This is a genomic window from Bacillus cereus group sp. MG1, from assembly GCF_040460035.1.
In the GTDB taxonomy this organism is placed as follows: Bacteria; Bacillota; Bacilli; order Bacillales; family Bacillaceae_G; genus Bacillus_A; species Bacillus_A cereus.
Window position 1 is genome coordinate 255,670 of the sequence record NZ_JARVGY010000002.1, and the last position, 25,288, is coordinate 280,957.

Here is a 25,288-nt window from a genome sequence, read left to right on the forward strand (position 1 = left end):
GGATGTGGGAATGTGATTAATAAATTAGAAAGTAAACTATGGTATCAAGAATTAAAAGGCAAGGTTGATGACAACATTCTTGCCTATCAAGATAAACGAGGCTACTTTTGGGATAAGGTTAATCCCGAGCATTTGCGTTACTTCAAAAGCAACTGTTGTAATCACCCTTTTACAAACCACTTAGCATTAGGTTTGATGGTAATGTCCAATGAAAATTTAGACCCCATGACTATTTACGGGGTAAATATAGCAGTAAGTATCGGTCTCAAGAACCTCTTTCAAGAACTAAAACTAGCGAGTGTTAATGATTTTGATGTGGATATACATCTGTCCAATTATTTACGCGGGGAGATTCTCCCCGCCCATTCAGATCATAAGAGAAGTGAATTCTTTAGGTTCTATAAAAGTGAAGTCAAACATGTACAAAAATGGTACGAGACTAAATTAAAAAAGGAGCAACAAGAAGTGTTTGCCCCTTTTTTATTCCCTCAAACATACTTGGAGCCCAGGGATTTTAAAGTTACAAAATCTGCAATTGAAAATGCAAAGAATAAACGGAAGTCCGAAACAGACGCAATTTCGAAAGACTTTTTAAAAATTCGTGCTGAAGGTGGATTCCGTTTGAATCAAGTTAGGCGTTTGCGACAGAAATACCTTGAGGTTGTGAAATTAGTAAAAGATCACGGTTATCCTCTTCCTTTTGAATTTTCTTATATTGAAAACGGAGAACGTGGAGATGTATCAAAGGAGCTTTTTTCCTTTCGATTATGGGATAAACCGTCTTTCGTACTTCATCATAGTGACAATTATTCTTCAGTAACCATTGGTAATGCAAAAGCACAAAAATTGACTTATTCAGATAAAAACAATGAATACTTCGTCGAGTTTTTAAAAGCAGAAGTATTAGATGATGAAACTGGTAAACCAGTAGAAGAAACTGAAGGTTTTTGGTTTTTACCCATTTTGGAACATCAATTAATCGGAATTTGGCATCAATCTTTAAGCGAAGAGAAAATAAAAAGAAAATTGAAAATACTTGAGATGTACGGATATAGCGAACTAGGTTCTGAGGGTCTTACTACGCCTTTCTATTCTAATCACAAAGGCATTCTATCACAAGGTATTTTTGTATCTGAAAACCAGAATCATGCCGATGGCATTTTAATGAACATTGAGGTATTGTACATTACAGCTCTATTCGGTGCGACAGCACTAGATATATTTACGTCTTCAGGTTCAAGGTTAGGGGAAATGGTGCAAATTCATTTTGGCACAGGGTGTTTAGATCAGGGAATTGTCATCGATTCAGAAACAAATCAAGAGATAACAGCGTACATGTTTAGAGCTATTCCGAAAGGAAGAGATGAGCCTGCAATCTTTTATGTCGTCAAAGATACTTTTGATTTAATAAAGGAAATTGGTTTTTACCTTAGAGATGTACATTATAAAGGTTCACTTCCAACTGTGGAATTTAGATATCGTAAAAGTACGGGTGTATCGCGCCCAGACCAACCCTATTTATTTCAGTTTTACGGTAAGCATTTTGGACATATAACTTTTGCATGTGTTTTAAACTTCATCTGTTTCGGATTGGTTTATGAGACACAAGACAAGAAATTAGTAAAGCTGAAACCACACTTATTACGCCACAGTTTTGCGACACATGCGGTACAGGCAGAGGAACTCCCGATTGATGTCGTAGCAATGATTCTTAACCAAAAGGATGTATCAGTTACAGGATATTATTCTCAACCTACCCAAAGCCAAGTAACAGGTTTGGTGTTCGACTTTCATACTTCTATGACTACTAAAATTGACATTATGAAGGAAGTATTAAGAAACCCAAAAGAGCTACAAGAAATTTTTAAACGTCAGAGAGAAATTAGTGGACCTTTTAGTAAAACTGTTGGGGGTACATGTGTCACTAATAAGATTTGTCCAATAAAGTTTGCATGTGTAGGATGTGGTACTAAAATACCTGAACCAGAACAAAAGCACGAGTTAATTTCTTATTTAGAATGGGCACAAAAATCAATGGAGTATCACCAAGAAAAAGGGTTCAAATTGGAAGTAACAAAATTTAAAAAAACGATACACGATGCGAAAGTTGAATTGAAAGAAATAGCATTAATTGAGGAGTATAGGAGAGATAAGGAGAATGAGCCAAAACTTATCATTAAAAAGACATAAAAGCGGTTTAGAGAACGATTATGAAAAACGAAGGGTTAACTCCTTTAAACTAGGTAAAAAAGCAATAGATGTCCTCCTTACGGAGGGCAAAGAAGTTACCTTACACAATGTATCTAAAAAGACAAAAGAACTTGATGAACAAGGCAAAGGGATTCATTTTAACACCATTAGAAATCATGAAGAACTCTATGCATATTATAAAGAAAAAAGTAAGAGTTATAAGAAAAAGCAAAAAGAGCTGGAAAAGCATCTTCCTTATCGTAAAAATAAAAAATATTCCTTTCATGAGTTTGGGCAATTAAAACTTGACAGAAGTTTAAAGAATGTTTATAGACAATATATGCGTCTAACAAAGAATGAATTAGCGACTCGTTTGATAGAAGCTGAGCAGTACATAGCAGAAGGAAAACAGGAGTATTTGAAAAAGTTATTTGAGACGTATGAGGGATAAAAACTGAATTTAAACCACAAATTGTCGTGATAAAAGGAGTGGATTCCCCCACTCCTCTTTTTATTCCCTACAATTGTTTAACAACATACCTTTATTGCTAATTCAAACCTCAAAGTTCACTTTTCTTATCTTTCAGTAAAAAATGAAGTGAAGACCTTTATTCATTTAATATCCGTCAGTATGGCTATGAGTGTATTGTGCGATTTTATCCTCGCTAAATTAAGATCTTAACCACCATGATTTCCGTGAGCATATTGAATAACATCAATAGCTTTATGTGTTTCTGTAGGGGATTGGGCACCAAACATTAAAGTAAAAATAGTAATTACACCAACTAAACCGAGAATTGTCTTTTTCATTTTAATGCCTCCTTCTCAATAACTTTTTTCCTGCTTGAGAACATGAATAGAAATAATGACTTGCTTTAATATGGTTATTCTCTTTATAAAATGCAGTAGCAAGATATTCTTCGTATTCCTTAATGAATTCAAAAAGTTCTTGCTCTTTAAAATATGATACGCCTTTTAACACTGTCCTTTCAAGTGCTTCGGCAGGAAAACCTCCATTCATTGCATCTAATATTTTAAAATGGTGAAGATACTCTATATTTTCAATCTCTTGACAAACGGAATATCCCTTTGCTATGAGATCTTTGGCGACGGAGTGATTTCCTTCCTTCATGTGTTCCCTTGCCTCAATAAAAAGAGCCTTATAATTGTTAGGCATTTTTTGATTTACTTCTGAAAGATATCTAATGGCTAATGGCGAAAGATTTTGAGTAGCATACATTAACCCTAAATTTTGACGCACCATTAAAATAAATTGTTCTTCGTCTATTTTTTGGAACATATCCATTGCTTTCGTGAAATATTCTTCAGCGAGCTCCCATTCTCTCAAATGAGTACAAGCTAAGCCTATAAGATTATCACAGAATGCTACATTGATCTCATACCCAGCATGTTGAGCAAAGATTTCTCTTGCCTCTGATACTTTTTTATAAGATAATAGCCCTTGATATATGTCATAATGGAAAGCTCCAACTTTATAATAAAATTCCGCTTTTTCCAATTCATCAGGAATGCAGTCTAAAAGTTTTTCTGCTTTTTCATAACTCTCCTTTGCGATTTGATATTCGCCAATAGTAGAGGCATGAATCCCTTTGAAAAAGTGATAATAATAAGCTAGGAAATTATCTGTAGGCATATCAAAAGCCTCAACTTTGTCAAAACTGCTTTTTGAAACGCTTAAATTATCAATTACAAATTGGTATCTAAAATCTAGTAGTGAGTAGTAGAGTAATAAATCTTGATCCTCTTCAATATTATGCATCTTAGAATCAATTATTTCTTTTAATTGATGTGCATTACCTATACGCCTTGAGCGGATTTCAACATACCAATCGCTTAATAGCTTTGTAATTTCATTATTCCCCTTAGCTGAAACCATCATTATATATTCCCCCATCCTATAAAAGTCTACTAATGTTATATATTACCATTATAGCAAAGTATCCAGTTCGTTTAATTGTATTATATTTATTTTTCGATAAAATTCAGAAAAATAAATTAATTGTGATGACCCAATTATATTTTATTCATGGTTTTCTCATTAACTATTCACGCAAACGTGATGTGATTGAAGTGAGTCGGAAAATATCATGTTTGCATGAAAGGGGAATGAATAAATATGAAAGCCTCTCTTTACTATAGTGGCAGCTTATTGAAGTTTTAGGTTTATAATTAATAGACAGTTTTAGTTAAGGAAATTTAAAATCCCTGTCTTTAAAGACAGGGATTAAAAAAAGGGATGACAGTTAACAACCGAAGGTACCATTATATTACCATTATTGGAATTTTTATTCCATGTTTTTGTGTTGAGAAATAAATAATATATGATGTAAAAGGTGAGATGAGTAGAGGGTTCTTATAGGTTTAGCAATATGAGAAAGTAAATATTTCAATTAAATTTTTCTTGAAACGAGGAGTGGAAGTATTGTTTTTGCTTAGAAAGCATTATTCAAAGTTATGTGGAAATTATAATATGAATAAAAAGAGTCTAGTTAAAAAATTATAAGACACCAATTCATTGGAACGGTAAAAAACTGTTTTCGGAATAGGTGTCTTTTTTGTATTGAGCAGAATATATTTTCTCAACAGGAAAAATTGTAATTATCTATAAGTATTACTTATAAGGATAATAGGAAAATAGAAATTAATAATAAAGGAGAATGCGAAATGTTAACTGTAATATCTAATAATGACCTAGTTAAAATACGCGAAGAAGATGTAGATGTAATAAGGGTAATGGCACATCCGGTTCGATTAAAAATTATAAGTGAGTTAATGCATTATAAAATGTGCAATGTTACACAGTTAACAGAAATATTAAAACTTCCACAATCCACTATTTCACAACATTTAGCAAAGTTAAAAGGAATTGTAATCCGTGCAGAAAGAAAAGGATTAGAGATGCATTATTATATTGATAATAATAAAGCTCGTCAGATTGTAGAAATTTTAGGACTATAGGTAAATTATACGTAAAAGTTTCCTAAGTCTAAGATAAATCATGTACCATCTAATCGAATTATCGCAGAGGAGTTTGGAATTAACCGTACTGTTCCAGGTGCTACCCAATACATGCAAGATCTTATTTCTATCTTTAACCAAAAAGGATGGCATAAATCATTCTATGCATTCCGTGAAGACACATGGACAGGGATGAATTATGAATTGGGAACAGGAAAATTAAAATGGGATGAAGAGGGTAAACCGATGCGTCAAGATAATTCACTCTGGGATGTAATAAAAAAAGATCTACAAACGCATAAATAGTTTAGATTGTTAGGGTTAAGGACTAAATGTAAGCATCTAATTCAAATAGAATTAGATGCTTTTTATTTCAAAAAAATGTGGTCGTAATTGTTTAAACCTTTAAAGTGAAAAAAGTTTTTAGTTGGTGGAGTCATTTTCTTAAAACATAAAAATACATAAAAAGAGAAGTAAGGACGAGTTACGTAAAGTTGTATATGATTACACGCAGTGAGAAACAAGAATTAGAAATGTGTATGATGTATTGATGGCTACATGTTATGGGGGGAGGATACTTGTTATTGGAAAAAGTATTTAGTGAAAACATAAATTGAAGTGTTTGTATAAAAAACCTCCCAAAGGAGGCTTTTTATGAAGATAAACGTTTTGAAGCAGTCATCTTTTTAACTTTCATAATAATTTCACGTTCTAACATTTCATTTTTCTTACCAATTCGGCTTCCAATAAAGAAAACATCGATTAAAGCCCAGAAACCAAGCCCTCCAAGAGTAAGTGTCATGGCAATTGCCATACCAAAGTCACGTGCGTAGTAGCGGTGACCACCAAGTCCGCCTAGAAAAAACCAAATTAGGTAAGCAAGTCCTTTTGATTTTTTCTTTTTCTCAAACTCTGAAGTAACAAGAACCATTTGATCCGTTGTTAAGTCCTTTTTCAATAGTAGGTTATCCATTAAAATTCTCCCTTTAAATGTAAGATATAATTATTCCGAATATAAATATATCACAATATTAACTTTAATGTAATAACCCAGAAAAATATTATTGGTAATTCAAAAATTAATGATTAAATACAATTTAAAGAATATGGTCAATCATTTGTGTGAAATAGCTTGTGTATACCATTTGGGATACTATAATTAATTTCCAATTTCATTTCAAGAACAACGGAAACAAAAGAGAAATCGAAACGAAATCATGAAAGAAACTATATTAAAAGCACTACGATTTAAAAATAGAAAAGGCCTCATCAAATAAAGATGACATTGGTGGATCAGTTTCAAGTTGTATAAAATTTAAAGCGCATTTGTAGAATCATGGAGAAATAAGAGATTGTTTGTTCGGTTCGCATAGCGAATCTGTTATTTAATTAAAACAAGAGATTAAGAAATATATAACATACATAATTATTATAGATGTCAATGGAATTATTGTTGATGCCAATTTAAATAAAAATGTAAGAGAATAAAAAAATCGTCAGTTTCTTTTTAAAAGCGCTGACGATTTTTTGTATAGTCTCATAGCTAGACTTAATTATTAAAAGTTAAATAAATTTCTATATAGTTTAAATTTAAAGAAATTAAATAGGAATTTTGGGCTATATTTGTTTTAAAGGGATTGAGGTGGATCTAATTTCATTGAATCTATCATAACTTTAATATTTTTCGAATTGCCTTTAACAGATAGTTTCACTTTTTCAATTTCCAATGTTATTGAAAATCTAACTAAGGATAAAGTTATGGAACGCATCAATAAACGGATTATTAAGGATGGAAAATAACGGATAAATAGCAGAGAGATGAATATGAACGGAAGAAAATCTTGTGGCTCACAAAGAATTTAAGAGCTAGAGATATAAATAACAGTACAGATAGGGTTGAAGAAATCTACAAAAGGCTTTATCAATTCTAGCTAAATGATAAAAGCCCTGCAGGGGATGCAGGGCAAGACTAAGGGTATTGAAGAATTGTCGATTCTAAAAGTAAAGGACTTCTTGGAATGTTTTAAGTTTAACACGTAATATATTGAAACGTTATATAAAGATGTTACAGAAATATGAATATAAAAAAACTCTCATAAATATTATGAAAAAGTTGAGAATCTATAGAAGCTATAAGGGGTTATATTTGCAATGGTGTCTTTATAGAGTTAATAGGACAGGCTTTTGTTTGTCTTAGTATTCGGGAATCTAGTAAAATTCCCGAATACTAAGACAGGTTCCTGGGTATTACGAAGCATGAAAGCATCAAAAAAGCCCGTACAGAAGCACAGGCCGGTTGATACACATATCGGTAACTAAATATTAACAGAAATAGTTAGTAAGTACTATTGAAAAAATAAAAAACTGCTTTCCTCCTAAGACGGTTTGAAGAAAACACATATAATAAAGCACTTATATTATACCAAATGTTTTCTCCTAATTAATATATAGTATATATTAATCATCCAGCAGAGGTGCTTTTTACTTCTTTTATAGAATTTACACATTAAACATATATGTATACGCATTGCATTGTTACTACACGCTCAGGAATAGTAATATAAAGATGATACCAATAAAACTGTATAAAAACAAAAAGAATCCTAATAGGGGTAATTCTTTATGAAAGTTGAGCATGACAAACCTCCTTGGATATATAGAATATTTTAATATATTGTTGGTCTATTTAAAAAGAAAAACATAACTTGGTACATTGGATTAGAGGATATCCATATGAATAGGTAGAATCTAATTATCTGGTTCACATTTTAAACCAAGGGGTACAAATTCGATGCGACGTGAAAAGGATTTGTTGAAACAATGGAAGGCGGATTTGCAAGCTATCCAAGAAGAGAAAAGGCTGAAGAAGAAGTCTAAGAAAAAGAATAAGAAATATAGCATTTCTGGTAATACAGCTGACTTCATGAATGGAAAAGATACTTTTCGTAAAGAGAATGGGTATTGAAGCAAAGTAATTAATAATTTGAGGATAAATGATTTTGATTAAGTGTATAGGAATTATAGTAGGCGCTGCCTTGATTTTGGCGACGTCTTATTTGTTGTTAAGGAAAGATAACAAAACAAATAAATACAAGGTGAAAGGATATTAACGAAAAAGCCAAATTAGTAGAAAGTAAATTTAAAAAGTCCTGTCTTTTGACAGGACTTTCAAAAAGGGAACAACAGTTAACAATTGAAGGTACCTTTATATTACCATTACTGGTAATGTAATTCCATGTGTTATGTGTTGAGAAATAATCTTCTATAAAATGAAAAAAAGTAACCAATGAAGTTAAGTAACGCATTGATGTAAAAATGACATTTGGACCTGTAAGTAATGGATATGAAACATATAGTTATAGTCGAGAAAATGAACAGTTCATAAGCTAGAAATTTTAGCTTGCATATAGTATATGTTGTAAAGAAAGGGTGGGGATGAAGTATGGAACGACCGAACTGGGGCATCGGGGGATAGTATTCGTGGGCTGTACGTTTCTTGGCGCGGGAGTGGGATCTATGTTTGGAGGCGCCAAAACTGGGTGGATGATAGGGATGGGCGCTGGGTTTCTTGGTATGGCTTTGACGAGATGGATTGGGAAATAATATAACAGGTTCACTTTCTTCGATAAATAAAGCGATAGGCACATAAGAATGTACTTACATAGGATTTCAAAAAGAGACACCAAAGGGCGTCTCTGCATACTTACATTTCCACTTTAATTATTACAATACCCTTTTAACATACCTTTAGAAAAACGATTTGGATATAAAGCAATAAGCATCCCGTAGGGGCTTCCTTTCCAATAGCGTTGTAAGGGTGTCCGTAATTTTTGTTTTATGAGCCATCGTTGATTAAATACGTTTAATAGCTGTTTTTCATCCAGTTTTTCTTTCTCTTCAATGGTCCATCTTAATGCTTCTAGTGCTTTACATTTGGACCAAAAGCCAACTGGTGTAACTTTAAATTCCCATTCTTTAAAGCGACCTGGATATAAGTCGTTTATCATTTTAAATGGACTATTTCCCCACATTAATTGACATGGAGACGCTAATCTGTGAGTCTTTAGCCACTTTATACTGTAAACATCCAGTATTTGTTCGGGCGTTAATTTTTCTTTTTCTTCAATGGTCCATTTCAATGCTTCTAATGCTTTTTCTTTTGTCCAGAAGTTATTGGGCGTCATGAGAAATTCCCATTCTTTAAAACGACTAGGGTACAAATCGTTAATCATTGCAAACGGACTACTATTCCAGTACATAGCCAGAGGGGCACTAAGTTTGTTTTTCTCCAACCATTTTTTGCCGTATACGCGTAAGAGCTTTTCGTTCGATAACCCTTTTTTTTCTTCAATCATCCATCTCAAAATCGTTAATGCCTTTTCTTTCGTCCAAAAATTTAAAGGAGTCATACCAAACTCCCATTCTTTAAACTCACTTGGGTATAAATCATTTATTGCTTTAAAAGGGCTATTTTCGTATCTATGTTTGAGTAATCCTCGTAATTTATACTTTACAAGTAATTGAGTGTTCCATTTTTTTCTGATGTCTTCCTTATCCCATTTTAAGATACTGTGTAATAAATATGTGATTACTCTGCGGGCGAGTTTATTATCTAAATCTTCTTTCCAAGTATTTGGAGGGAATCGTTTCCTTTTGCCATCCAATATTTCTTGATAAATTTCTTCTATCGTAACTGCTTTCATTGCCAATATATAAATCCTCCTATATTTGTATTTATATTTGTACAATATCACTATCAGAATTATTATATATATATTATATAATTTACATAAAATTATCATCGAAAACAACACATAAATTAGTTTTTTCTTAAAAATCTAATTATTACACAAATAAAAATTTATTTAAATTTTCTATTTTTTGGTATATACTTAAAAATGAATTATTATATTTGTATATTAGGAGTGTATTTGTATGGAGAAGCTTAACAAAAGCGATATCATTCGCACCGTTCCACAAAATGGTTTCTTTGGACATCCAAAAGGGCTATTTACCCTATTCTTTACAGAATTTTGGGAGCGATTTTCTTACTATGGAATGAGAGCAATATTACTTTACTATATGTACTATTCCATTTCTAAAGGTGGCTTAGGGATGGATCACGCCACAGCTGCATCCATTATGGCTATCTATGGTTCGTTAGTTTACATGTCTGGCATTATTGGTGGGTGGATTGCTGACCGCCTATTAGGTTCAAGTAGAACAATATTTTGGGGTGGCGTTTTAATAATGATTGGTCATCTCATCTTAGCTCTACCAGGCACGGTTAGTACATTATTTATCTCAATGGTATTTTTAATACTTGGAACAGGGTTATTAAAACCGAATGTATCTAGTATTGTTGGTGATTTATATAGCGAAACAGACACTAGACGTGACTCAGGTTTCAGTATTTTCTATATGGGTATTAATTTAGGGGCTCTATTATCTCCGTTTGTGATTGGAACACTCGGTCAAAAGTATAACTTTCACTTAGGTTTTGGTGTGGCTGCAATTGGTATGTTATTTGGATTAATTATGTATGTTCTTACGAAAAAGAAAAATCTAGGATTAGCAGGAACGCAAGTACCAAATCCTTTAACAGACAAGGAAAGAAAAAAGGTCCTTATACAGTTTAGTATTGGTATTATCACAATTGCACTAGTTGGTGTGTTAACAATTCCAACAGGTATTTTAACGATTGATCGATTTACTTTACTTGTAAGTATCTTAGGTATTCTAATTCCAACAGGCTACTTTGTCTTTATGTACCGTAGTCCAAAGACGACAGAAGTTGAAAAATCTCGCTTAATTGCTTACATACCACTATTTATCGCTGCTACGATGTTTTGGGCGATTCAAGAGCAGGGAGCAATCATCTTAGCTAGTTATGCTGATCAACGTACGCAGTTAAACTTTGCAGGATTGGAGGTTCAATCTTCATGGTTCCAATCTTTAAACCCTATTTATATTGTTTTACTAGCACCAGTATTTGCTTGGCTTTGGGTAAAGCTGAATTCACGCCAACCAAGTACAGCAAATAAATTTGCAATCGGTTTATTATTTGCTGGTTTATCATTCTTAGTGATGATTATTCCTGCATATATCCATGGTACCGAATCCCTTGTTAGCCCAATATGGTTAATCATTAGCTTCCTTTTAGTCGTAATCGGGGAACTTTGTTTATCACCTGTCGGATTATCTATTACTACAAAACTAGCACCAGCAGCGTTCTCTGCTCAAACAATGAGTCTATGGTTCTTAACGAGTGCTTCTGCACAAGCTATCAATGCGCAGCTTGTTCGATTATATAATCCTGAAACAGAGATTATTTATTTCGGTGTAATTGGCGGAATATCCATTGTTTTAAGTGTTATTTTATATTTCATGGCTCCAAAGATTCAGGTACTTATGAAAGGGATCAAATAATAGAACTGTGCCAAAAACTTGTTACCAAGCAGGTTTTTGTGCACAGTTTTTTTAGTGTTTTATCTTATGTAAAACCAGCTCCTCTTAAACGAAGAAATGGACTAATGTACTTAATGTTTTGGTGAGGAAGAACGTTTGCATTTACGAAAACATTCATGCTAAAAGTTTGCCTAGTCTAGGAGTGTATAAAAAATAAATAGAGTTATTTAAAGAAAGGAAATAGGATTGCTTTGTGAGGATAAAGTTCAATATTTTCTTACTTCTAATAATAAGTCATAACGTAAATCTTACATATATATCCTATACATTTTAAAATCCCAACAAATAATTAGGAGAAGAGAGATGAACAGGTAATGGACAAAAAATCAGGTTGGTTTTATATCATCAGTTTAACATGGCTTGCAAGCATTACATTACTTTGGGCAAACATTTCCAAATTGATTCCAAATCAGGTTGCTTCCCTAAGTATCTTTATCGGTATGACTGTCATTGCACTGGGAGCCAGTCTGAGGGGGCTTTATCGGCTTAAAAAGAAAAAATATTAAGGGCGGATCATGTCTTTCTCAAAATGGGAAAGGGTTTGCTGTGCAACAAGAGCTTAATTGTATTAAGTGTAGGAGGAATTCGGGTGGATAAAGTACCAAAAAATAAAAACCTGTTGTTATTGATTTATCTTAGTTTAGGATTGAATCTCATCACAGCTCCATTAGCATTATTTATAGGTGGGATGGCAACAGACCCTCCAGACAGTACTCAACTTGATTTTTTGAAAGGGTTTCTCTTCATTCAAGCAATACCACTTTTTATACTGTTTATATTTTTGGCTTGGTACTCCATCCGTAAGAGTAAATATGCTTATGCTGGAATAGCCTTTTTTTTGTCTGTTATCATACTAGGTACCCCTATTGTTTGGATATATGATATGTATAATTCTTTTGCTAAGAAGGTCTTTTTAATACCTGATGGTTACAAAGGATGCGTGGGTGTCCTTTATAACATCAAGGATGCACCATCCCTAAAAATTGAAGATAAGAAAATTATATATCAAGTAACTAAAGATGGACTATTGAAAACATCATCGAATGAAAGAATTGGTAGGGAAAGTGACCTTGATTCTGGATGGGATAATGTAAAATACTATTATGTAGACAAAAGCGGAAACCAAGTTAAGAGGTTAGAAAAAGGCAAAGATATTCACAATAGATCAGTATCATCGCAAGCGGGATTAACATATTCGCAATTCTTTATAGGAACAAAGAAAGAAGCAGAAAAATATCCACAATTCTCAATGTGTTTTAACGAAAAACAACAACGACAAATTGATCAGAAGTAAGTCATATATTCATATGGATGATTAGGAGGAAGCATTTGTAGTAGCCTCAAGTCGAGAGCATTCTGTAACTAATATGTTTTATACATCTAATCCTATTTAATAGGGTGACTTTGAAAGATGGAACTTCCACATTCGAAAATGATGTAAATAAGTTGTCCAAATGGGTAGCTTATTGTTTGTTTTCGAGTTACTTCCATATCTAAGCTAAATATCTAATGTAGCAGAACTAAAAAAAGACGCCATAAGGCGCCCCCAACTTGGGTTAATGAGGTTTTAGTTTTCCAATCTAAAGAAATATTGTATCAGCTCACAAAGAGAGTATATCATAACATCCAAGAGAAATAATATGCATTCCTACATATTGAAATAAATCTTTTATTCTTGCACTGATGGACCAGAAATAGCAAGATGTGAAGCCAATAAGCGCTGTAAAAATATCAAGTCTAGGATGTACTTACTTGCAAACAAACACAAAAGATAATAAATACATTACATGTAGAAAGCAGATTATGACTCTACCTGCTAGCAAGTATATCGAACCGGAACATACGTTTGTTTTTAGCTCTCACAACAAGCATAGTATTATTTTTTTAGTATAAATGGAAGTGCAGCTGCTAGTTATGCAGTATGTTGGGCAAAGAGACGAAATCCTAGATTTGGCGATTATAGCATTGGAATGACGGGGAGATTGTACGAATTTCGTTTCACAAGCTGTTAATGTGAATGTTGGGGACGTTATTCAATATCGAAGTGATGTAACCGGCCATAAATGGCATAGTTCAATGGTTACAAAAAAAATCACCAGGCAGCTTCCAAATTAATCAGCATACTTCCGACCGAGAAAATGATGAAATTGGATATATTTTAGAATCTGAACCTTCTCTCAAAAGAGGTGGTATCTTTTTTGCTCTGTTGAAACAATAAAGAGAATAATAGATATGTCAGTATCACGTTTATGGAATCATTAGTATCACAAAAGCCATCACGCAATGATGATTGCATGATGGCTTTTGTTGTTTTCTTATTTCTTTGTCTCATTGATCCATGTAACGATGTCCTGGATGACATACGCAGGAACATTGGAAGGGACTTCGTATTCACTAGGGTGACTGAATTCCCCGTCGCCCTCCGTGAAGATGTGATTCAATTTCGGATATTCTTTAAACTGAACATTACTGCGACTTGAAAGACCTTTTTGCCATCTCGTAAACTCTTCTTTTACTGTTACTTGATAATCACGTGAGCCTTGTAGAATCAGTAATGGCTCTTTTCGTGATTTTGCTTCCTCAACTGGATGCCAACGGGTCACATCATACATGAAATGTGGAGAAAGATAATTATAACCAGCTGGTGGGTGATCTGGATTAAAAGTAGGATCCTCAATATAAGCAAATTGTTTTTTTAGTTCATCAATATACTCCTTTGGTGCCCCAAGGTATTGATACTGATCAAGGAGCATGTCAGTAAAAGGACGTGCAGGTGGTGCCATTAAAATACTTCCTCTTACAAGTGATGAAGGTGCTTTGCTTAGTATACGTGGCATGGTGCCAGCACCTTGGCTATGTCCGAGAATGAAAATGTTATCTGGGTCAATACCTTCCTGCTGCGCTGCTGATTTTGCAGCATAGATGGCATCATCTGTAGTATCTCGGTCTAACGTAGCAGGTTCTGCAGTCATTTTAAAACCGTGTTCTAAGGAACGTTTCTCGTAACGTAACACTGCGATACCGCTTGATGAAAGACCAGCTGCAAGGTCTCTAAAGATTTTAGCTCCCATAAATGTACTGTCACGATCTTGCGGACCAGAACCGTGAACAAGTACAATAACAGGTACTTTTTCGCCAGGTTTATGTTTTGGAACCGTTAATGTGGCTGGTAACGGGTATGTAGTATTTCCAATTACGATTTCACGTTCTTGGTAGGAATCAGGTTGGTCATAACTAGGATGCGGGATGGTATAAGATTTCTGTGGCGTCGTCCTTACGCCAACTTCATCAACTTTGCCACCAGGCGTGAATTTAAGGAGTAGTGGAATAGTAGTTCCTTCGATAGCTCCTGGAATTTCAACCGTTTGATGGACTATGTTTCGTTCTTTAATAACAGGTGTTCCCATGCTTGTAATCCTGCTCCCGCCACTTTGTGTCCACCAGTTTTGTAATATGTTTGCCGTAAACTTGGATTGAAAAGCAGCAGACGTCAACTGAAGTGCTTCTGCATATTTACCTTGCTGGAGATAGTCAAAAAATAATGACGTACGCTCCGTTAAAGAGACTTGTTTCTTTTCTGCAGTTTGTGCCCCTTGTGTATCCGCATGAATGGTTGTTGTAAGCGGAAAAGAAGAAATACCTAAAAAAAAGAGTAGGGTAAAAGAAAGTGCTGATTTTTGTAACTTCTTTTTTTTCATCCTGTTTAACCTCCAAAATGTAATGGTATGAAATGGGGATGGTAATTAGTGGAATGATTCCCTATTGGGGTTTCGGTATATGTATGGGTGAATCCTGCATACATATCATAAAAAGTCCGTATGAAAGAGTAGAAGAGTCCAGCAATGGATGTTTTTCATGTTACAACGGATAAGGTAGAAGTTCAAATGCAGTTTAAAGATGCTGGGAGTGGAACGGTGGAATGGATTATGTGCGACTGGGACACAGGTCAACCGTTATATCAAAGTGATAAATGGAATGCTTATAGCTAATTACAATTTATAATTATCACATAGGGAATAGATACTAGATAAAAAGAATTAACACTCAAATAATTTCAAAGTAGTATATTGATTTTAGGCAGGAAACATTCAATACGCATACTTGGGAGAGTCGACATATGGACTTAGAATTAAAGGTAAAGAGGAAATAAATACATACTACAAAAACTACATAATGATGAATATCCGTACGACTGGAAACTGGGTCGTATAGAGAATGGGGATAAGTTTCGTAGAGAAGGTGAAGTGAAAATAGGATCTAGTTTAATAGAGTAAATGCACGAGCAGGAGTTGCTTGGTACATTACACAGGTAGTCTTCATATAGAATGGAATTTTATGTACCGATTACTTTAGGAAAGCATTCTGTATGCAATTCAAACAAATGCAAATCAAATCATGCATTTACAGATACAAAAAAGGAGCTGTTAGTAAAGCTAACTGCTCCAGGTCAAGGAATCTCCAAGGGGAAAAGAGAAAGACTAAGAACTTTAAATGAGTTTTGGCTAATGCCTATCCGTATTATTGACGGAATAATGAGTTTTATTCATTCGTAACGAAATTAATGTGTAAGTATGTTACAAGAAGAGTCCAATACCTATCCATGCAACTCCTAATATAGACAATGATTCGATAATAATTAAACGTTTAGCCTCATCTTGTTTTGGTGTAGTTAGTTTCTTAATTAGAGAGAATAGTCCACTTATTCCGCACAAAGTAAGAGCTAATAGTAGTAAAGTACTTGTCATCCTGATCACTCCTAGTATTTGGATATTCTTATTGTATACCAAGCTACAGACTAAAAAATAGTAATGTTATTGTATCTTTTCTATGAAGCATGTACAGTGTGACGTGAATCTTCAATGGATAGAGGTCGTGTAAGGTAACCTTCAGTATTAGAAGTATGAATATTGCGTGAAAGGAATGCAGACTGTTGAAAATATAAAAAACGTATAGTACAATAAGGGTGTAAGCTAGATTATAACGAACAAGAAGTCGGGTGGTTCTGATTCTCGTTCTATTGATAGGTCGTAAGCTTTTTGAAAAGTCTTGGTTTGGTCACCAAGGCTTTTTTTCGTACGCAGACAGGAATAAAAGCACTGCATGTCGCAATACTATATAGAGTAGTAAGCTGGGTTTCAACGTCTTTGCACTTCAAAATGATACTGCATTGGTCGTGTGCAATGAAAGTATGGTCAGTACTTCACCTTGGAACCCAATCATAACTACAAACTGGTCTTAGTGTCGCTACTTATAGCGGCACTTTTTTATTTAAGAAGATGTCTTACATATTCAGTTATACCCTTACCTATTTCACTTTTGGTAAAAAAGTAATGTATATTTCTAAGGAAACTGAATGCTGTAACGATTGTGCCAAAAGAAAAAAGACGCTTACGTTTCTTTTCTCTCTCTGAACGTTTACGGGTGGTTCTAGTATTCTCCACGTTCTATTGTCACCTCCTCTAAAAAGAGAAGGGCAAAGACGGCACGTATTCAGTGTACAGTGTTTGACAAATCTCTACAAGAACTTATTTTCTGGTATGGAACATTCAAATATGTAGGATCAATTTCGAGTAAGATGTTTGAAGAAACGTACAAAGGTTATATGTACTGATTCTCTTTTACTAGATAAATAGTATCAGTGGATTTACGATTTTTTTCATGTTGTAATTAAGATAAGTTAATGGAGGGAATTAGATGGTTCATAACATAATACATAATAGATTTAAACTACGAGAAATCGAAGAAAATGATTGGAAGGATATACATATATACACATCAAAGTCCATTGTGTTCCGATACCAAGCATGGGGCCCTAATTCGGAAACGGAAACAAAAGAATTTGTAAACCAAGTTCTTCAAGATGCAAGTAAGGTCCCGAGAAGTCGATTTTCTTTTGCATTGGTTGAATTGGATTACGAAAGAGTGGTAGGGGCAGGTGAGATTAAGATTCGAGATTTTACTAATAGGGAGGGAAAAATAGGGTATAACATAAATCCAGATTATTGGGGAATGGGACTTGCAACGGAAGTAGCAAGGTTGCTGATTATATTTGGATTTGAGGAATTAAATCTTCATCGTATTTTTGCGACTTGCGATCCAAGAAATATAGGTTCGAAAAAAGTGTTAGAAAAAATGAAATGACGAAAGAGGGAAGGATTCGTGAGTGTATATTATTAAAAGATGGCTGGCGTGATTCCCTTCTATACAGTATTTTGGAACAAGAATGGAAAGAAATGAACTAATAAGTGTATCCTTTGCGTAAAAGTACTGCATGTAATTGGGCTATTTAGAGGAATTAAACTATAAAAGAATAAAATCTATATTCTTTATGAGTGCATAGAAAAAAGTGAGGGAGAACCTCACTTTAATTTTTCGTTATTTTCTTCTTCCGCTGGTACTTCTCGAATGATTTTCTAAGCGGCAGCACGTATTTTTCTTCTGTCATCGTTTGTACTCCTTGCATAATATCTTAAGAATGTAGAATGTACAATACATGTAACTTTCTATTTATTATTTGAATTCGGTACTGAAAATTCTAGCCTATCTAATATGTAAAATATGATTTCTAGCAATATAGTAGATAGGCTAGTGAAAATCAAAACAGCATGAGATGACATAACCACGAACGTAATATGTAAATCGAATAGCCCAAAATACTCTACATAGAATGTTAGAAAAGTAGAGACCATCGACAAATTACATCAAAAAAGATAATCAAAAGCAATGTAAGTTTGAGGTAAAGATTTACTCAATAAAAAATAGAGATGCATGAAAGGCGTGGGAACTAATAAATTATTACTAATAGATAGAAGGCATTGAGCTCAAATTAAATAACTTTATTGTTGATTTTTGAGTACAAGCACATTGATGCAATAGTAATTTAAGAGCTGCGATTGTAGCTCTTTTTCTTATGTAGCTAACGGTGCAGTTAGTGGAAGAAGGATTTTAATTTAATATGATGAAATATGTAATCTTCTAGGTGAAATCTAAGAAGGAGGTTTAATTACTATAAAAAATGATTTGTAGAACGAATGTAAGGGAGGAAAGCTAACTTGGAAATCACAACAGAAAGATTAATTATTAGACTTTTTAAGAGTACTGATTTACAGGATGTATTTGCTATTTATAATAATGATGATACCTAAAGAAATACAACGATATATGTTACCTATAGATGTTTCTTCTAAAAGTGCAAACAATGAACTAGAGCTAGCCTTTGCAAATACGAAGGAAGGAAAATGGTTGAGGGATAACACACATCGAGCAGGGTTTATCATTCGTTACTCAAAAGGTAAGGACAGTATAACAGGTTATGCATATGAACCTTGGCATATTCGTTATGTAGGAGATATCGCTGAGAGTATATATCAAGAAAAGCTAACTTTAGAAGAATATATGAATCTAAAAAATAAAGAATTGATTTAGCATATATCATGATGAATGCGGATGTACGGATTTGCACTTACATGAAGCAGAAAGCATACAGAATGAGGATACACCGAGTGGTAAAGTAGGGGAGGAATTTGACTTGAAAAATGGCTATATAAAGGGGTTTACAATAAATTACTTTTAAACAGTTTACATAACATATCTAATAGGGATTTATAAAAAACAAGTGAATAAATCTCAAAATGAAAAGAATACTTATATCATTGAGACAGAAAGAAAAATTTAGTAGTTACATTTTGAAATCTGCATTTAAATAATATTTAGCGGAACGCTTAGCTAAACCGACTACAATAAAAAGAATTAAAGGAAATGCTCTATTTCGACATCACAACAATTAAATTTTGAAAAATACACCAACTATTTAGTTTTAAGGAGTTAAAGCAAACTGTTTTGCATTAAAATGTTATATATTGGATAAGTTCTATAAACAAGCATTTAATCAACATTAATATGTATAGCTGACTGTACCCGAAACTAAAAGACATTAATACTGATGAAAAGTAAGGTATATGATAGCTTTATAAAAGGGTGGAAAAATAAACACTCACAACTTCGCACGAAATACAAATTTTACGAACAATAAGATAGTTAAATGAAAATCTAATACAGTATTTAAGGATTTTAAGCTCGTTAGCATGAATCTCTTTATATTTGTATGTGCCTATATAATTCATGCTTTATATAGAAATCATTAAATGCTAAGTTAGTCATTAATATTTTTTATAGTAAATTACATTTTAATTTATAAGATTTTTTCTTAAGTTCATCTAATTAACCCCTCATAATCATGCTTAAATTAGCCAATTCATGTTAGATAACGAATTTTAAACTGTTTTCATATATTGATTATTTGTATGAATTTATATATGAAAATTGTTTTATTTTACATACATTTATATGTAGTTTTTACACTAATTTTTATGGTTTTATACAAATTTATCACTTAATTAGCTATAATTTTCATTTGACTAACTACACATACCATTCAGTTTTGAGCATATTTTAGTATTCCATAATTTAATTATGTAAATAAGTTTGTGTAAAAATTGAATTTAGCGCGAACTTGTGTTCGCTTCTGTTTTCTGTTATATTATATATGAGGTGATTTTTATGGACTACAGCAAGCAACGTCAAAAATCCGTACATCGTAAAAAATTATATGAAAATCTAAATGAAATGCCCTTTTACATAGAAGAATTTGTGGAGTACAAAGAATTGCATGATGCCTCTCCCTCCACCCTACTCAATTATGTATATGATTTTAGAGTCTTCTTTAATTGGCTATTATCTGAACAAGTTATTGAATTAAAACCCATTAAAGACATATCCTTCGCTGATTTGGAGAATTTAAAGAAAAAAGATGTTGAAAACTTTATGAGATTTCTAAAACTACAACAGAACATGCAGAATTCTTCTGTTAACAGGAAAATTTCAGCCTTAAAATCTTTATTTAAATACCTTACCTCCCTGTCAGAGAACGAAGATGGAGAATGTTATTTTTATAGAAATGTAATGGCTAAAATTGAAATACATAAAGATAAAGAAACATTAAATGCCCGTGCAAAACGTATGAGATCTAAAATATTTCATAATAATGATGATCAAGAGTTTTTAAATTACGTTAAGTATGAGCACGAAAAATCTTTAACAAAACATCAGTTGTTCTATTTCCTAAGAGATAAAGACCGCGACGTAGCAATCCTCTCCCTTTTTCTTGGCAGTGGCATTCGTGTAAGTGAATTGGCGGATCTTCGTATGGAAGATATAAACTTAAAAGAAAGACTCATTGATGTAATCCGAAAAGGAAACAAAGAAGATTCTGTATGGATTACCCCAATTGCATTAAATGATCTAGAAAAATATATGGAAATTCGAGATAACAAATATGCTCCAGGGAAAGAATTAAAAAATGTGTTTTTATCGAAGTATAAACATACTGCACAGCCTCTTTCGGTTAGGGCTATCCAAGATATCGTAGAAAAATATACTAAGGCCTACGGTAAAAGAATGTCTCCTCATAAATTAAGACATACATTGGCAAATAAATTATATATGGAAGAAAAAGACTCGTTACAAGTGATGCAGCAACTTGGGCATACGAGTCAAGATACAGCTTTGCTATATACACAACTTGGGGAAACAACTATTAAAGATAGTTTAGGCAGAATAGGAAAGAATAAGGAATAAAAGTTCAGCAATTTTACATTGTTGAACTTTTATCTTTTTACATACTTAAGTTAAGATTTAAACCCTATTTATTATTCGTTTTAAATTTGATTTTATTATGTAAAAAATACATAATTTGAATCCTTCTATAATTGGTATATAAATACTCTCTCTTGATGGATATAAATGAAAATTTTAGATTCCTACAATTGTTGGTTACGTTAAACTCGAATTTAATGTAAAATTAAAACTTAACTAACCCCCCTTTTATTTTTTCTAGAACGAAATATAGATGTTATTATTTCTTACAATTAGTCTAACGATAATTTCATGGAACATCTGTGTTTGAATACGCATTATATATAGTGAAAGCAATTTTTCGCAAAATTAATAGAACTTTGTCCAATTGAAGATGACTGCGGAAACAGTTGGTCTTCAAATAAAAAAGTGAATTTTAACAAAAGCTTTCCTTAAGGGAAGCTTTTGTTACGTTTGGTCAACTGTACTTTTGATATTTCCTCTGAAATTTAAAAGCATTACATCTTTTATAATTTGTAAAGAATGAGCTAATATAAAGTTGTTAAAAAGCTACTTAATTAGCTCATTCTCAAAACCTAGAGTAATACAAAGTATATATCAATTAAACCTTTCTCTTCAAAAAATTGATAAATTCACCTTTCTTTAGAGGCTTACTGTAATAATACCCTTGAATAAAATAACATGCATTATGTTGTAATACTGTTAATTGTTCTTTCGTTTCTACCCCTTCTGCTATCACTCTCATGTTTAAAGTATGAGCAAGTGAGATAATGGTTTGTATAATTTCACTGCCATCAGTAGAAGTTCCGATCCGATTAACAAATTCTCTTGGAATTTTCAAAATATCAATTGGATAAAGAGGTAGATATGCTAATGAAGAATAATCTGTGCCAAAATCGTCAATTGATAAATGTACACCAAATGATTTTAATGCTTTTAACTTTGATAAGGTTTCTTTTTCATCTACCATGGCGATTCGCTCTGTTAATTCCAAATTAATCGAATTAGCAGGTACTCCTATCTCTTCTATGGTATATATAATGGTTTGAACAAAATCTTTCTGTTCAAACTCTATAGCTGATAAATTTATCCCCATCTTTAGATTTGAAAAGCCCGCAGAATGCCATTCTTTCAGTTGTCGACACGCTTTCTGTAACGTCCACTTTCCAATTGAAATAATCTGCGCCGTTTCTTCTGCGATAGGTATAAACTCAAACGGAGAAATCAGCCCAAGTTCTGGATGTTGCCAACGTATTAAAGCCTCTGCACCAATAACCTTACCTTCCTTACTGTCAATTTGTGGTTGATACAATAAAAACAACTCATTATTTTCAATTGCATTTGGTAAATCCTGTTCTAATCGTAATCGACGGGTTACTTTTTGAGATAATGTCTCGTCATACATACAAACAGCATTGTTACCTTTTTCCTTTGCGCTATACATAGCGATATCAGCGTGTTGTAAAAGTGTAGTAGTATTTATTCCTCCAAATGGATACACTGCTATTCCTATACTAAGAGATAAGTAAAAACTATGCTGATTTACTACGAATGGTTCTTCAGTTATAAGAAATAGAGTTTTACACAAATTCAATAGCTGTTGCTCTGTTTGGTTATGGACAATGATTGCAAACTCATCACCACCTATTCTTGCTAGAGGAATTGTCGGTGAAAGACATGTCCTAAAACGTTTGGCAACTTCTTTTAAAACCCTGTCACCAATGGAATGGCCCAGTGTATCATTAATAGTCTTAAAGCGGTTTAAATCAATATACAGGAGCCCAAATTTATCCTGTGTTTTTTGCACACGCTTAATGGATCTATCTAATTCTTGTTGGAAGAATATACGATTTCCAATCTCCGTCACCGTATCATGGAATGCAAGGTAATTTATCTCTTCCTGTTGTTGTTTCATCCTTGTTATGTCTTTTACCATTACATAGCTCCCAAAGGTTTGTCCTTCTATCATAATAGGAACTATAGTGACATACCAAAAGAGTATATCTTTCTCATTGTTATTTTTCACACGTAACTGTAGTGAAGATGAACTACATCGTTTCCCTTTCTTTATAGCTGCTTCCAATTCAGATTTATCTTCATCTAAAAAAATAGAGAAGCACTCTTTCCCTATCAATGCAGCACTTTCTTTTCCTAATAACATACTTCCAGCCTGGTTTATATTTAATACGATACCGTTTGAATCAATCGTTAAAATAGGATCCGGATGATACTCATATAATGACTTAAATCTCTCTTGATTTTTTACTAAATCATTAGATTTATTTATTAAATCCCTTGTTCTTTGAGATACTGTTTGTTCTAATTGATTATTAAACACTTTTAATGTTTTAGTTAACTCTTTGTTTTGCATTCGTACGATTGTATGACGAATCAGTACAAATACAAAAGCAATACAATTTCCCGTAATTAATGTAGCTGAAGAAGTTTGCTCTTTCAAAGTAAAGCCAATTAAGACTGCAACTGCAAGATAAGGGAATATACCAAGAAGTTTCTCTCCAAATGTCGGATTAATAATAAAATAATTTCTTTTAGAAGAAGTATTCTTTGGGATTGTAGCAGCAATAGCGATGAGTAAAAGAAAGACTCTATACAAACATCTTAACATTATGACACAACGCTCTGATAAATCATCTTGTAAATAGAAATATAAGTAGTCTGTAATAGCTAATCCAGTTAATACTAGAATAAAAATATATAATTTACTCTTTGCATGAAAAATAGCAGGAAGAAATACCAGACTGACTCCAAGTAAGAAAAGTAATAAATCTATAATTGGAAAAATAAAAGAAAGAAAAACATCTCCTATTGAAAAATGAAAATTATCAAATGCAGGGTTATTAAATATGTACCATTCTAAGGTAAATATAGAAGTAATCACAATGGATATATCACAAAGTAAATATGCTTTTTCCCACTTATTGCATTCTTTTATAATTTTATAAAAGAATGCGACAAGTAAAAGAAATAAGAAAAATAACAAAAATACATCAGAGACATGAAAGTTTTCTATCGGTATCTCAATATTTAGTATTTGAAAAGCGGATATGAAATTTCCTAATAAGAAACAGCCTATTGCAATGGTAATGCAAATCCAGAAGACGTCTTTGCTAATCTTTCTTGATAATAAAGAATAAAGCAATGAAGCGAATACAATAGTTTCAATAATTAAAGATGATATTCTTATATTAAAATCAGTAAAAAAATGGTTAAAGTGAAAAGCAAATAAAAGCAATAAGTAGAAGCTAACATAGCAGCTTAGAACAGCAGCTAAGAAAATAAGTTGTACTTTTGAACGATTAAAAAATATGTTCACCTTCTTAAATTTTTCTAAATCTCCTAAATAAAAATATATGTATAAGATCGTTAGTTTTTTTTCTTTTATTTATTACTCATTATAATTTTATTTAACTCCCACATGTATCTAATAGTATTAAAACCGACAATTCTTTCCTTCTTTCTTCATGTTCTACTACTAGTTTTGCAATAAAAGGAATGTGCATGAACTTATTTATGCACTTGCTACATATGCTTTATTCCCCATACCTCCCCCAATTATTTTTAAAGGAAAATGAAAAAGCACTTACAAGCAAACTTCAAATAATATTGAACTTATAATTTATTTAATTAATTCAATTTGAGGTTACTTCTATTTATGTTACTAAATCAAACAACGGAAGAAAAAGATGAAGAATTTATTTTCTGGATCAAAAAAAATGGAAATGAATGCTACACGAGTTTAGATATTATTAATATCGAAAGAGTTCGCTATGGACGCGATTGTTGTCATGATCATCATCATTGTGAGCATAAAGAAGAACATCGAGATAATTGCGAAAAATAATGTAATTAAAAATGGATACTTCCATCATTCTTTATAGGTTACCGAAACTGTGAATGGAATTCTTTCTTTATAAGGTACTCCCTTTTTTCTATCAGGTATTCCGTTTTTTATACACCTTAGTAAACAAATCCATTT

Annotated in this window: 17 protein-coding genes and 7 pseudogenes; 17 read left to right on the forward strand and 7 right to left on the reverse strand. The window is 32.7% G+C overall.

The window, feature by feature from the left end:
• The first annotated feature begins 12 nt into the window (after positions 1-12).
• Positions 13-2,190, forward strand: coding sequence for a site-specific integrase (locus QCI79_RS29095; RefSeq protein ID WP_021728026.1), 2,178 nt, complete (start codon positions 13-15; stop codon positions 2,188-2,190).
• Entirely contained in the window at positions 2,159-2,641 is a 483-nt protein-coding gene (locus QCI79_RS29100) for a hypothetical protein (RefSeq protein ID WP_021728027.1), read from the forward strand. The genes QCI79_RS29095 and QCI79_RS29100 overlap by 32 nt, the downstream gene beginning before the upstream one ends.
• A gap of 227 nt (positions 2,642-2,868) precedes the next feature.
• On the opposite strand, the gene QCI79_RS29105 is transcribed toward QCI79_RS29100, so the two are convergent.
• Together QCI79_RS29105 and QCI79_RS29110 are read right to left on the reverse strand one after the other, a co-directional pair.
• Positions 2,869-3,000, reverse strand: coding sequence for a hypothetical protein (locus tag QCI79_RS29105; RefSeq protein ID WP_000751016.1), 132 nt, complete (start codon positions 2,998-3,000; stop codon positions 2,869-2,871).
• Positions 2,997-4,090, reverse strand: a pseudogene (locus QCI79_RS29110) (response regulator aspartate phosphatase). Before QCI79_RS29110 ends, QCI79_RS29105 begins: the two are co-directional and overlap by 4 nt.
• 785 nt (positions 4,091-4,875) lie before the next feature.
• Here QCI79_RS29110 and QCI79_RS29115 point away from each other — a divergent pair.
• Both QCI79_RS29115 and QCI79_RS29120 read left to right on the forward strand, forming a co-directional pair.
• Positions 4,876-5,169, forward strand: a complete 294-nt coding sequence (locus QCI79_RS29115; RefSeq protein WP_021728053.1) for an ArsR/SmtB family transcription factor — start codon at positions 4,876-4,878, stop codon at positions 5,167-5,169.
• Between the two features lie 27 nt (positions 5,170-5,196).
• A pseudogene (locus QCI79_RS29120) lies at positions 5,197-5,475 on the forward strand (glycoside hydrolase family 5 protein); the annotation flags it as partial.
• 346 nt (positions 5,476-5,821) lie between these two features.
• Here the strand turns inward: QCI79_RS29120 and QCI79_RS29125 are convergent.
• Complete coding sequence (locus QCI79_RS29125) at positions 5,822-6,142, reverse strand: TM2 domain-containing protein (protein WP_000369371.1); 321 nt, start codon at positions 6,140-6,142, stop codon at positions 5,822-5,824.
• 112 nt (positions 6,143-6,254) lie between these two features.
• On the opposite strand from QCI79_RS29125, the pseudogene QCI79_RS29130 reads away from it, so the two are divergent.
• The 3 genes and pseudogenes from QCI79_RS29130 to QCI79_RS29140 form a co-directional block, all read left to right on the forward strand.
• Positions 6,255-6,514: pseudogene (locus tag QCI79_RS29130) on the forward strand (IS3 family transposase); the annotation flags it as partial.
• 1,446 nt (positions 6,515-7,960) lie between these two features.
• Entirely contained in the window at positions 7,961-8,134 is a 174-nt protein-coding gene (locus QCI79_RS29135; RefSeq protein WP_021728052.1) for a hypothetical protein, read from the forward strand.
• A gap of 515 nt (positions 8,135-8,649) precedes the next feature.
• Complete coding sequence (locus QCI79_RS29140; protein ID WP_002063117.1) at positions 8,650-8,772, forward strand: hypothetical protein; 123 nt, start codon at positions 8,650-8,652, stop codon at positions 8,770-8,772.
• Between the two features lie 113 nt (positions 8,773-8,885).
• Here the strand turns inward: QCI79_RS29140 and QCI79_RS29145 are convergent, their stop codons facing one another.
• A complete protein-coding gene (locus QCI79_RS29145) occupies positions 8,886-9,878 on the reverse strand; it encodes a DUF4046 domain-containing protein (protein ID WP_001240850.1) in 993 nt (330 codons plus the stop codon).
• A 226-nt stretch (positions 9,879-10,104) separates the two neighbouring features.
• On the opposite strand from QCI79_RS29145, the gene QCI79_RS29150 reads away from it, so the two are divergent.
• The 4 genes and pseudogenes from QCI79_RS29150 (at position 10,105) to QCI79_RS35080 (ending at position 12,931) form a co-directional block, all read left to right on the forward strand.
• Positions 10,105-11,598 (forward strand): peptide MFS transporter, encoded by a 1,494-nt coding sequence (locus tag QCI79_RS29150; RefSeq protein ID WP_071699955.1) that lies wholly within the window; start codon positions 10,105-10,107, stop codon positions 11,596-11,598.
• A gap of 353 nt (positions 11,599-11,951) precedes the next feature.
• Positions 11,952-12,143, forward strand: coding sequence for a hypothetical protein (locus tag QCI79_RS29155; RefSeq protein WP_021728304.1), 192 nt, complete (start codon positions 11,952-11,954; stop codon positions 12,141-12,143).
• 23 nt (positions 12,144-12,166) lie between these two features.
• Positions 12,167-12,448 (forward strand): annotated as a pseudogene (locus QCI79_RS35075) (hypothetical protein); the annotation flags it as partial.
• 72 nt (positions 12,449-12,520) lie between these two features.
• Positions 12,521-12,931: a DUF6843 domain-containing protein gene (locus tag QCI79_RS35080; RefSeq protein WP_374049753.1), complete on the forward strand. Its 411-nt coding sequence runs from the start codon at positions 12,521-12,523 to the stop codon at positions 12,929-12,931.
• Between the two features lie 1,021 nt (positions 12,932-13,952).
• Here QCI79_RS35080 and QCI79_RS29165 read toward each other — a convergent pair.
• Positions 13,953-15,335, reverse strand: coding sequence for an alpha/beta hydrolase family protein (locus tag QCI79_RS29165; protein WP_023901420.1), 1,383 nt, complete (start codon positions 15,333-15,335; stop codon positions 13,953-13,955).
• Positions 15,336-15,479: 144 nt separating this feature from the next.
• On the opposite strand from QCI79_RS29165, the gene QCI79_RS29170 reads away from it, so the two are divergent.
• Positions 15,480-15,626, forward strand: coding sequence for a hypothetical protein (locus QCI79_RS29170; RefSeq protein WP_023901419.1), 147 nt, complete (start codon positions 15,480-15,482; stop codon positions 15,624-15,626).
• A 585-nt stretch (positions 15,627-16,211) separates the two neighbouring features.
• On the opposite strand, the gene QCI79_RS29175 is transcribed toward QCI79_RS29170, so the two are convergent.
• Complete coding sequence (locus QCI79_RS29175) at positions 16,212-16,382, reverse strand: hypothetical protein (protein WP_000204756.1); 171 nt, start codon at positions 16,380-16,382, stop codon at positions 16,212-16,214.
• Between the two features lie 949 nt (positions 16,383-17,331).
• Here QCI79_RS29175 and QCI79_RS29180 point away from each other — a divergent pair.
• From QCI79_RS29180 to xerS, 4 genes and pseudogenes are all read left to right on the forward strand, one after another.
• A pseudogene (locus QCI79_RS29180) lies at positions 17,332-17,879 on the forward strand (GNAT family N-acetyltransferase).
• A gap of 810 nt (positions 17,880-18,689) precedes the next feature.
• A pseudogene (locus QCI79_RS29185) lies at positions 18,690-18,779 on the forward strand (GNAT family N-acetyltransferase); the annotation flags it as partial.
• 22 nt (positions 18,780-18,801) lie between these two features.
• A pseudogene (locus QCI79_RS29190) lies at positions 18,802-19,062 on the forward strand (M15 family metallopeptidase); the annotation flags it as partial.
• A gap of 1,134 nt (positions 19,063-20,196) precedes the next feature.
• Complete coding sequence (gene xerS, locus QCI79_RS29195) at positions 20,197-21,273, forward strand: tyrosine recombinase XerS (protein ID WP_000386619.1); 1,077 nt, start codon at positions 20,197-20,199, stop codon at positions 21,271-21,273.
• A 619-nt stretch (positions 21,274-21,892) separates the two neighbouring features.
• Here the strand turns inward: xerS and QCI79_RS29200 are convergent.
• Positions 21,893-24,625 carry a sensor domain-containing protein gene (locus QCI79_RS29200; RefSeq protein ID WP_374993192.1) on the reverse strand — a complete coding sequence of 911 codons (2,733 nt, stop codon included), beginning with the start codon at positions 24,623-24,625 and terminating at the stop codon, positions 21,893-21,895.
• Between the two features lie 339 nt (positions 24,626-24,964).
• On the opposite strand from QCI79_RS29200, the gene QCI79_RS29205 reads away from it, so the two are divergent.
• Positions 24,965-25,153: a hypothetical protein gene (locus QCI79_RS29205; RefSeq protein ID WP_021727543.1), complete on the forward strand. Its 189-nt coding sequence runs from the start codon at positions 24,965-24,967 to the stop codon at positions 25,151-25,153.
• The last annotated feature ends 135 nt before the right edge of the window (positions 25,154-25,288 follow it).

What these genes read in the sequence shown, in the direction of transcription:
- QCI79_RS29165 (WP_023901420.1), bottom strand. Translation starts at nt 15,335, where the DNA reads ATGAAAAAAAAGAAGTTACAAAAATCAGCACTTTCTTTTACCCTACTC.
- QCI79_RS29115 (WP_021728053.1), top strand. Translation starts at nt 4,876, where the DNA reads ATGTTAACTGTAATATCTAATAATGACCTAGTTAAAATACGCGAAGAA.
- QCI79_RS35080 (WP_374049753.1), top strand. Translation starts at nt 12,521, where the DNA reads ATGTATAATTCTTTTGCTAAGAAGGTCTTTTTAATACCTGATGGTTAC.
- QCI79_RS29155 (WP_021728304.1), top strand. Translation starts at nt 11,952, where the DNA reads ATGGACAAAAAATCAGGTTGGTTTTATATCATCAGTTTAACATGGCTT.
- QCI79_RS29205 (WP_021727543.1), top strand. Translation starts at nt 24,965, where the DNA reads ATGTTACTAAATCAAACAACGGAAGAAAAAGATGAAGAATTTATTTTC.
- QCI79_RS29100 (WP_021728027.1), top strand. Translation starts at nt 2,159, where the DNA reads ATGAGCCAAAACTTATCATTAAAAAGACATAAAAGCGGTTTAGAGAAC.
- xerS (WP_000386619.1), top strand. Translation starts at nt 20,197, where the DNA reads ATGGACTACAGCAAGCAACGTCAAAAATCCGTACATCGTAAAAAATTA.
- QCI79_RS29150 (WP_071699955.1), top strand. Translation starts at nt 10,105, where the DNA reads ATGGAGAAGCTTAACAAAAGCGATATCATTCGCACCGTTCCACAAAAT.
- QCI79_RS29170 (WP_023901419.1), top strand. Translation starts at nt 15,480, where the DNA reads ATGGATGTTTTTCATGTTACAACGGATAAGGTAGAAGTTCAAATGCAG.
- QCI79_RS29135 (WP_021728052.1), top strand. Translation starts at nt 7,961, where the DNA reads ATGCGACGTGAAAAGGATTTGTTGAAACAATGGAAGGCGGATTTGCAA.
- QCI79_RS29175 (WP_000204756.1), bottom strand. Translation starts at nt 16,382, where the DNA reads ATGACAAGTACTTTACTACTATTAGCTCTTACTTTGTGCGGAATAAGT.
- QCI79_RS29105 (WP_000751016.1), bottom strand. Translation starts at nt 3,000, where the DNA reads ATGAAAAAGACAATTCTCGGTTTAGTTGGTGTAATTACTATTTTTACT.
- QCI79_RS29125 (WP_000369371.1), bottom strand. Translation starts at nt 6,142, where the DNA reads ATGGATAACCTACTATTGAAAAAGGACTTAACAACGGATCAAATGGTT.